The organism is Coleofasciculus sp. E2-BRE-01, assembly GCF_040221695.1.
GTDB lineage: Bacteria > Cyanobacteriota > Cyanobacteriia > Cyanobacteriales > Coleofasciculaceae > Coleofasciculus.
Genome location: NZ_JAVKEA010000068.1, coordinates 62,973 through 71,656 on the forward strand (window position 1 = coordinate 62,973; position 8,684 = coordinate 71,656).

At 44.8% G+C, this 8,684-nt stretch carries 6 protein-coding genes; 2 read left to right on the forward strand and 4 right to left on the reverse strand.

The window, feature by feature from the left end:
- Positions 1-38 precede the first annotated feature (38 nt).
- The 3 genes from RIG66_RS08580 to RIG66_RS08590 all read right to left on the reverse strand — a co-directional run bounded on the left by RIG66_RS08580 (position 39) and on the right by RIG66_RS08590 (position 3,943).
- On the reverse strand, positions 39-173 hold the full coding sequence (locus RIG66_RS08580; RefSeq protein ID WP_446377075.1) for a hypothetical protein: 135 nt from the start codon (positions 171-173) through the stop codon (positions 39-41).
- A 61-nt stretch (positions 174-234) separates the two neighbouring features.
- Complete coding sequence (locus RIG66_RS08585; protein ID WP_446377077.1) at positions 235-3,084, reverse strand: GAF domain-containing protein; 2,850 nt, start codon at positions 3,082-3,084, stop codon at positions 235-237.
- Positions 3,085-3,463: 379 nt separating this feature from the next.
- Positions 3,464-3,943: an NADAR family protein gene (locus RIG66_RS08590; RefSeq protein WP_446377078.1), complete on the reverse strand. Its 480-nt coding sequence runs from the start codon at positions 3,941-3,943 to the stop codon at positions 3,464-3,466.
- Positions 3,944-4,901: 958 nt separating this feature from the next.
- Between RIG66_RS08590 and RIG66_RS08595 the strand changes: the two genes are divergently transcribed.
- Positions 4,902-6,338, forward strand: a complete 1,437-nt coding sequence (locus tag RIG66_RS08595) for a carotenoid oxygenase family protein (RefSeq protein ID WP_446377080.1) — start codon at positions 4,902-4,904, stop codon at positions 6,336-6,338.
- Between the two features lie 920 nt (positions 6,339-7,258).
- A complete protein-coding gene (locus RIG66_RS08600) occupies positions 7,259-7,609 on the forward strand; it encodes a Dethiobiotin synthetase (RefSeq protein WP_446377082.1) in 351 nt (116 codons plus the stop codon).
- A 171-nt stretch (positions 7,610-7,780) separates the two neighbouring features.
- Here the strand turns inward: RIG66_RS08600 and RIG66_RS08605 are convergent, their stop codons facing one another.
- Positions 7,781-8,371 carry a hypothetical protein gene (locus RIG66_RS08605; protein WP_446377084.1) on the reverse strand — a complete coding sequence of 197 codons (591 nt, stop codon included), beginning with the start codon at positions 8,369-8,371 and terminating at the stop codon, positions 7,781-7,783.
- Between the last annotated feature and the right edge of the window lie 313 nt (positions 8,372-8,684).

The window sequence follows — 8,684 nt, forward strand, 5'->3', positions numbered from 1 at the left end:
TTGGTTAAAAAAGGCGATCGCACGTTGGTTAACTATTCCTAAGATGAGTGAAGTGCGATCGCATCAGACGGGGTATGATTGAGACTATTTTCTGCCAACAATCCCCTAGACGCGATCGGCGGAATAAGGAAATAATAAGGAGAGTCTGCTCCCTCAGCTCCCAGACGTAGCATGCTACGTCTCTACATTGCTTCCCCAGCTCCCCCTCCCACCACAAAACTTATTCAGCAGCCCCTATTTATCCTCACTTTGAGACTGACGAATGGGAATCTCAATCCAAAATCCAGTTCCTTCTCCTGGCTGAGAGCTGCATTTAAACATTCCTCCATGTTTTTCCACGATAATTTGATAACTAATTGAAAGCCCTAAACCCGTTCCTTTACCAATCGGCTTGGTTGTAAAAAAGGGATCGAAAATTTGTGATTGAAGTTCTGGGCTAATTCCTGAACCACTATCAGCAATCTGAATGATGATATGAGTTGGAGATGAGCCTTGATTTTTCTCTATTTGTGTGGTGTTATTCGGACTATATTGGTTCTCACTAGTCTTAGATTGAACAGTTGTGGAAATCGTAATCCTCTGGTTATCTGGATCACAGTCTTCTAACGCATCGATCGCGTTGCTCAAAACATTCATAAAAACCTGGTTCAGTTGACTGGGATAGCATTCAACCAACGGCAACTCCCCATAATTTTTGATCACCTGAATCCCTGGATGATTGGGTTTTCCTTTCAGGCGATATTGTAAAATCAGTAGCGTACTCTCTATCCCTTCGTGGATATCTACTAATTTTTTCTCGGCTTGGTCAAGGCGGGAGAAGTTTCGCAACGACAAAACGAGCTTGCGAATCCGTTCCGATCCCATTTTCATCGACTCTAAAAGCTTGGGTAAATCTCCTTCTAAAAACTCCAAGTCGATAACATCTAACAATTCAATAATTTCTGGCTCTGGCTGAGGATGATATTTCTGGTAGGAATGAATAATATTCAGTAAATCCTGAGCATACTGACTGGTATAAACCAGGTTGCCATAAATAAAATTCACCGGATTATTAATTTCGTGAGCTACTCCCGCAATCAACTGTCCCAGACTCGACATTTTTTCGGTTTGAATCAGTTGGGCTTGAGTTTGCTTGAGATGGTGAAACGCACTTGCCAATTGTTGGGCTTGGGCTTGAGTATGGGTAAATAATTCCGCTTGCTGAATCGCCACCGCCGCTTGATCGGCTAACTTTTTTAGCAGTTTAATCTCTGAGGGAAGCCAATCTCGCCTAGCTTTACATTCTTGAGCAATTAAAAATCCCCACAGAGGTTGCTCCCATCTGGGACAAGGAAGACTATCCAGCATAATGGGTATTTCATTAGTTTGAGGATTCTCCACGCCAATGGGAACAATTAAAGCGGCTTGTACTTGACAACGTTTTAAGAACTCTTGTTGATCCGGAGTTAATCGGGCTTGAGTGACATCCTTAATCACTCCTAAATTCCCTCGCTTATACACTTGAATCTGGGCTTTCGAGAAATACTGCTGCGGATCGTCAATATCTAAAAGTGATAACCACTCCCCTGTCATCGATTCCACAATAACTTGACCGTGGGAATCATCGGTAAACCGATAAATGATCACTCGATCAGTGTTCAGCAGTTGACGAACTTCTCGTACAATCGTCTGTAGGGTGGTTTTCAGATCAAGAGTACTGCGAATTTGGTTGGTCACTCGCTGTAGCGCCCGCCCTTGCTCTAGAGATTGTTGTAACTTAGCCGTGCGTTCAGCCACTTGGCATTCTAAGTTACTATTCAGGGCTTGTACTTGAGCATAGAGTTTATATTGCTCGATCGCCATGGCAAAATGATGACCGAGTGCGATCGCTAGTTCAATGTCGTAATTCGTCCACGATTGAGCTTGATTCCATTTGACCTCTCGCCACTGTTCAAAAGATTCACGGGGACTGCGTTGTTCTTCATTGGGGTTAAACTCTCCCGCCCACAAAATTTCTTGCACCACTTGGGAGCGAAAAATACTTAGATAACCCAAGAATGAGGAGCGATAATACAAAGGCACGACTAACCAACCTCGAATCGGAGTCCCATCAAAGGCTGGAGCCAGACTCGCTAACTCTGCGACTTGATGCAAATCATTGACGATGAGTGGCTGACAACCGACGGGAGTCGAATTGGATTCGGATGAGCCATTGGCTGTGTCAACGGTTCTATCCCCTGTTACCCATTGGACGAACACAGGATGCTCTTCAATCTTCCTCGGACTGTCTTCAAATGTAGGTTGTGTGCCATATATCAGGCACTCTGCCCTCGGATTCACCTGGTCTGGGGCTATATAGAGTCTACCTCCCCCACTCGATAGAGCGCTAACCGTTTCTTGTAAAGCAGCTTGGAGTTGAATGGTGGGTAACGAATGCAGCAAGGTGGAGACACGATTAATCGTCGCTTCGATTTGATGCTGCTGACGGGTTTGGGATAAGAGATTCGACTGAGCAATGGCAATAGACACCTGATCCACCACCGATTGGACAATCTGCAATTCCCGTTGGCTAATGCTACGGGGTGTGACGTGATGAGAGACTAAAAGTCCCCAGAGTCGTTTCTGAGATCGTTGAGCCTGAATATCATAATGGACAATGGGTAAAACCATGGAAGACTGGACCCCCATTGCTCGTAAATACTTGACATGACAAGCATCTACGGGACGATAGTGAATCGGTTGCGGGGTGGAGCGATCATCGGTTTCTGAGGGTTCTAAGGGTGATAAACCAATTAGTCCCCCGGAAACATCCACAATGGAACGCAAGCGCTCGGTGAGGTACAATTGACGGGCTTGTTCGGGAATATCATCGGCGGGGAAGTTTAATCCGTTGAGAGAAGACAGTCGATTGGTGTTGACTGATTCAGCAATCACCTGTCCACCACCCGACGCATTAAAGCGGTAAACCATGACGCGATCGGTTCCTAGCAACGATCGCACTTCTGCAACTGTGGCATTTAAAATCTCTTGTAACTCTAAGGATTGGCGAATCCGATTCGTGATCCGGCGCAATAAGTCTTCTTGATCGAGTTCTGGTTGTAACACTCTCCTACTCCTATGAAACACTCTCTGATTCTGGTTTAGGGGGTAATCCAAGTGATGAATCAGAGGTTTAGCTCGATGCACCGACTTCACAAATCTGTATGAATATACTTAACTTATAGTTTAAGGATTCTGAGGGCTGAAATCAGTTTTCAGATAAAACTCAGCCGTGAGCGATCGCCCTAACCTAAACGCCCTGAGTTGTCTGTCACGCCTTTAATGGGCATACCCTCCCACCTTTTACACTCATGATCAGGATTCCCTCATGATCAGGATTCCCCTGAGACACTTTAGATGCACATCAGCGAATCAGACGGTAAATGTGATTCTACCGTTTCCTCTGAATCACCTGAAAGCGGGAGAGTACGCGCCTGTTTCAGATTTACCGATCTACGAGTTTGCAGTTCGCCTGTGCTAAATGTTGTCGGATATGTTGACGAACATTCATCAGCATTTTTCCCAAATGATTCTCACCGGTTTGATCCTCACCACACCCCCAGTAGTAATCTGTGGGAGAATCTTCAACAATCACTTCTTCTCCGGTGTTCAGCAGGATTTGCTGAATATCAGGATGGGTAAGAAACTTGGTCAAAACCCCTCGCCACATAATCTGTTGTTTTACCTGTTCCCAATCAGGACGATGATTCCGGGTGCGATCGCGTCCCAGGAGGGCGGCTTCCATTGGTGTTGACACATTTTTTATTGTCCTGATCAAGGCTTCGTCTGTCGTCCCGACGAACTTGTGCGCCTGATAGTAATGCTCAACGGTTTGCCAACACCAGCCATCGATCTGGATCGGGTGGGGAGAGAAGTTGGAAAAGCAGCCATAGGGTTCCTCAACCTTATAAAAATAAATTGTCATGGCAAAACTATCAAACTATTTCGCTGGGCAAAAAGCCTCGTCTGATGACGAGTTCCGTTTTCGGGTGCGGCGTCGGAAACCATGTCCCTGAAGCCCACCCTAGATTTAAGGGTTTAGTTATCTAGTCCTTTTTATTGGTCAATCGACGGCTGATTGACACCTAAATCTTATAGTAGCGATCACGAGGCGTTTACGAGGAGGGAGAGGGAAAGCTGGGTGAGCTGAGGAGCGGGGGAAGGGGAGAGAGCGGGGAAAAAATTTAAATTCGTGCGGATCAAGTCTGAGACGAGGGCAAAGTATGACGTGAGGTGAATCGCCAAACCCGCTAAAACAATAGCAGCCTGACCTGACTCATCTAAGGAATCTCCTCTTGCTATCACTAGCCTAAATAGAGTTGCACTGAACTACTACTCTTGAGTGGTCTTCAGTTGCATTGCTCCCAACAAGTTAATTGAGGAAATATTAGCGGCTATGGTTGGGCTGCTATTGTTAATTTGGATCGTTTCACTATCTGATGTGGCAGATATTACTGATACAAGGGAAATAAGATGGATAGTTATTTTACCTCCTGAACTCAACAGTGAAAGGAAGTGTAATATCTGTCACTGGAAGCTTTCTTGCTTGCTTCAATTTTTAATCTATCACTGTTCCGGACAATGGTGTCAAAATGATAAACTAATTTACTTTCCGTTAAAATCTGTAATGTAATGGGGAAAATGTCGAAAAAAAAAAGAGTCACTTGCGCGACTCTCTTGATTATCAGGGTGCATCTACATATCAAACTATAGCACTTTAGGGATGAGGGGTGTAACCCCCTATTTTACTCGTAAAAGCCAGGAAATAGTGCTGAAACCTAATCTATAAAAGGGTTTCATGGAAAAATGGATAAAAAAATAGCGACCATTTTGTTACAAAAATTAACTAAGATAGAAGGAATAGTCATCCAGAATCGGGAACCATGCAAACAGCTACCCCACCATCAACCCGTAAAGCTTGGGCAAACGCGATCGCTCAACCCGCCACTGAATTTCCCCTAACCCCCTTACCGATTCTCTCTGGCAGAATTCCTCAAGGGTTACGAGGTTCTCTATATCGCAATGGACCTGCCCGTCTAGAACGAGGGGGTCAACGGATGGGACATTGGTTTGATGGGGATGGCGCTATTTTAGCGGTTCATTTCACCGATGCTACAGCCACTGGGGTCTATCGCTACGTGCAAACCCCCGCCTATCAAGAAGAAGCCGCCGCCGGGACATTACTTTACCCCAACTATGGCACCAAAGCCGCAGGGCGAATCTGGGAACGGTGGGGCAAACCCGTGAAAAATAGAGCAAATACCTCTGTATTACCCCTACCGGATAAATTACTAGCCCTTTGGGAAGGCGGGAATCCTTACGCACTCGACCTGCAAACCTTAGAAACCTGGGGACGCGATCGCTTAGACTATTTAGCCGAGGGAGACTCGTTTTCTGCCCATCCCAAGTGTGATCCAGAAACGGGTGAGATATTTAACTTTGGCATCAACCTCGGACTTAATTCCAGCTTAAATCTCTACAAAAGCGACTCAACGGGCAAAATCGCCCAAAAAGGAACGATACCGCTCAAAGGCATACCCCTAGTTCATGATTTTGTCCTCGCAGGCTCTTATCTTGTCTTTTTCGTACCACCTGTACGGGTGAATCTCCTACCCGCCGCATTGGGGGTGAGTAGCTTTGGCGAGGCGATGGAATGGCGTCCCCAATTAGGAACCCAAATTTTAATCGTTGACCGAGAAACGCTTTCATTAGTCGCCCGTAGCGAAGCCGATCCTTGGTTTCAGTGGCATTTTGCCAATGGCTATGTGAATCAGCAGGGTTCAATCGTGGTCGAATTTATTCGATATCCAGATTTTGGCACAAACCAACGTCTCCAAGAAATCGCCATCGGTGAGATTCATACGATTACCAACGAGACATTATGGCAGGTTGAGATCAATCCCCAAACTGGGATGATTATCGCCGAACGGGAATTGTTAGATCGATACGTCGAGTTTCCAGTGGTTCCAGACGCGCAAGTGGGTCAAGCCTCCCGTTCTATTTATCTAGCACTGCATCGCCAAGATATGGATCACCGTCGCGAAATTTATAGTGCGATCGCACGGTTTGATTGTCAAACCCAAACCCTAATCGAAGCCGATTTGGGCAAGAATCGCTATCCATCAGAACCTATCCATGCACCTGACGCGCTAAATCCAGAACAGGGGTGGGTATTAACCGTTGTTTATGATGGGAATTCTAACCAAAGTGAAGTGTGGATCTATGACAGCGATGCTCTTGATCAAGAACCTGCCTGTCGGCTGCAATTACCGCAGGTCATTCCATTGAGTTTTCATGGCAGGTGGAAATCTGTTGGGTAAAGCTTTCATTAGTCGCTTAAGAACATAAATAACCCGCCTATAAAAAGCGGGTTAGCACGAGGTATTTTCCACTAGCTTTATTTTCAAAATGGTCTACTATCGAGGTTGACAGTCAGGAGGATCAGTTCGATTACAACCAGGGGGCGGACTTTGTTCTGTTGAAGCTAGCACTAACCTTTGCTGATTTACCAGAAAAGAGGAATCAAGTCTTCCTGGTTCAAATAGGGATAGACTAGCGAACAAAACCCAACTATAAATGTGCATTGTAGATGTCATTTGCAGCGCTTATACATTAAGACTGACGTTTTTACTTCTTTAAGGAGAGTTAAAAATTAATCTCTACAAAAAAAATTCAAATGCGTAAGTCATGTAATACTTGCTTCAGACTGTTCAATGCTTGATCCGCATAAAACTGGAAAAAATAATAAATTCTATAAATTTGACGACTAAGGGAGTCGAGCAGAAGCAACTATAGATAGAGAATAAAATTTATAGATTTCTGATAAATATTTGTTGTAATTATTGTCAGCGTCTCGCCTGAATAATAAGAAGTTGCGTTCTATCATGTCATTGGAACAGATGCTGGGCTACAGGGAGGACTTTCGGCACCATTGTAGAGACGTTGCATGCAACGTCTCTACAGAAATGATGTGTCCTAACCGCTATGGCGGTTGCTATATAAGGCAAAGTGGGCAGGTATGACTATGAAGTGTAATGTTCCGAATAAATGCTATTATACGAAATCCGCTTAAGTAATCCCTTTTATCACTTGGAGACCTTTTTCTTAGAGACGTTTGCCCTCTATCTTTTGCCTTCTGCCTTGTCCCAAGCAACAAGGGAATCGTTCATCCGGATTTAGCGATAATATTATAATATTATTCGCACCAAATTATCAGCGTAAACTCGTCTATTAAAATTCAATGGATTACAAAACAGCCCGTAACTTTGTGATTAATCAAACCACAATATCTGACCAAAATAAAGACGCCTTTTTGGTTCGACTCAAGTCGTACAAACCACCGATTCCAGGTCAGATTACCAATATTTTATTAGCCCTAAAGATGATATTTGAGCGTCTGCGAGATGCATCGACTCTAGACCGAGAACTTGTTCATGCCTTATATTTATTGGCTTATGAGAGCCGAGAACAGTTTGAAGGAGGGCGTCGGGCTAGTGTGAATTGGCCCCCCCTGCTCGATGAAGATCTCAAGCGCATTGCTCGTGTTGTGGAGAGTATTTTTTCAGGTATTTGGCAAATGAATGACAAATGACAGGCAGGTAGGAGGGAAAAAGGCTAATAAGCTGTTTGGCATTTAAACCTTAATATTAATAATGGCACAATCCTTGTAGTGCGAGCATCTTGCTCGCTACTAATACCCAATTTAAATGCATTACAGCTTACTCCTTTCCTAATAACTACGGACATGACCAATGACCAATAACTAACGATTTCGCAATTCAACTTCAAGTTTATCTAAATCTTCGGGCAAGAAAACCGTGATCCGCCCATTAATTGGCTTACCATTCTCAGTTCGAGTCACTTCTAACCAATAGGCAAAGCGATCGCCTAATAAAAGCTCGCCTTGTCGTGCTATTAGCATTGGTCGATTTTGCCGCCGAGCTAAATCGATGGTTGCTGGTGTGGGATAGGCATATACCAGGTTAGCTCTTTGGTAATCTTGATAGATTGCTGGACCATAAATAACTCGCAGTGACTCCGTGAGTCGTTCTGGAGTCACACCGTTAATCATGTCATAGAAGGAAATTTGCTCACTTTGAATGAGGCGGCGATTCGTGGGAAAGGCGATTTGACCTGGAGGAAGCACCGAGGCTTCAAACTTAAATCGTTGAGCAGCGGTATTACGCTTAGTCACGACTAAGCCATCTCCAATACCGGGTTCCAAGGTAGGATGAGCCGCAATCCAAGCCGCGACTGTTTCCACTGTTTGACCGGGTAACGCCTGAGCGGGATTGGCTGTCAACCCCAGTACCATGCCCATCCATAGAAATGACCCCAGTTTACTTTTCTTCATCGCCAGCCTCCTTCAAGTTTTCTTTTCCCTTATAAACAATTATGGCAGTTAGGCTGAACATCTCACCGTTCGCTCATCTCTGCGCCCTTTAGACATTTGGCAAAACAATTGTGAATAATATCGGGGCAAATTATATTTTCTAGCCAAAAAGCACGGGCGCTACCTGTAGGGACACGGCAGTGCCCATGGGTGTCAACTTAAGCCACATTACCCACGATAGGATACTGGGTGTGGGGTATGGGGTGTGGGGTATGGGGGAAAGCGAGCAATTTTGGGGAGCTATGTATTAAACGGAGCCTGTTTGAAAAAAACA